The sequence below is a fragment of the Neisseria sp. P0008.S010 genome (assembly GCF_051962715.1).
Classification (GTDB): Bacteria; Pseudomonadota; Gammaproteobacteria; order Burkholderiales; family Neisseriaceae; genus Neisseria; species Neisseria elongata.
In genome coordinates, this window is the sequence record NZ_JBQCVA010000118.1 from 1 (window position 1) to 982 (window position 982).

1 protein-coding gene is annotated in these 982 nt (G+C 54.7%); it reads right to left on the reverse strand.

The features are described 5' to 3' along the window. Nucleotides 1-91 precede the first annotated feature (91 nt). The gene (locus ACTHSL_RS12755) at nt 92-811 is read right to left on the reverse strand and encodes a DUF4190 domain-containing protein (RefSeq protein ID WP_440381672.1); all 720 of its coding nucleotides are present in this window, start codon (nt 809-811) and stop codon (nt 92-94) included. Between the last annotated feature and the right edge of the window lie 171 nt (nt 812-982).

Genomic DNA, 982 nt, shown 5'->3' on the forward strand with positions numbered 1-982 from the left:
TTCGGGTTAAGGGTAAATCTGATTGCAGGACTGGTTAATGCGATGGGATGAATATTTTCGCAAGAGGTCTAATACAATATGGCCCGACGGGTCAGCGGCAAACGGTTTCTTCCACCGTTTTGTCCAATTCGCCGACACAAGTCCAAGACAGGCCGCCGTTTTCACGGGTGGAGAACAGCATAATCTGTGCGGACAGGCCGTAAATATTCGGCTTCGGCGTGATGACGATATTGCCTTGCTTGATTTCAATCCGCTGCCAATAGCGCAGGCTGGGATCGTCTTCCCCCGCTTCTTCGTGGGTTTCATTGATTTCGTCCAATGGCGTGCCTTCATTCAAGGCTTCTTCCACCCGCTGCTGGGCGGACAAAATCGGCACGGCTGATGGCGGAATCACAGGGGGGAGCGGTTTGACGTTTTTCGCCGGTACGGCGGAGGCGGCCTGGTTTTCCGAACTGCGCGGCTGCGGTGCGGCAGGTTTGGCCTGAACGGCCGAAGCGGCCTGCTCGGCCGGCGCGGCGGTTTCCTGCGGCCACAGCGATTTTCCTTCCGGCATGCCGACCCAAATGCCGATCAGCATCATCGCCGCGCCCAAACCGCTGTAACCCAGCACCAGACCTGTTAAGGCCATCCCCTTGCCGCCGACTTTCAACCGCTTGTTTTTGGCGTAGGCGATATGGCCGGTGAGGATGGCGGCCAGTGCGGCGACAATGGGTAGCAGCGTCCACGCCAGCAGCCCGCAAATCAAACTGACCGGTGCCAGGATGTTTTGATTTTTGCCCGAAGCGGCAGAAAGTGAGGTTTTCGAAGTCATGAATGACCACGCACTGTTCATAACGGATTATTGGAAAAAGGCATTATACCTGCTTTTGATTATCTTGCTGCAACCGTATCTTCAGGCCGTCTGAAAATAGACCTCTTGCGAAAATATTCATCCCATCGCATTAATCAGTCCTGCAATCAGATTTACCCTTAACCCGAACCG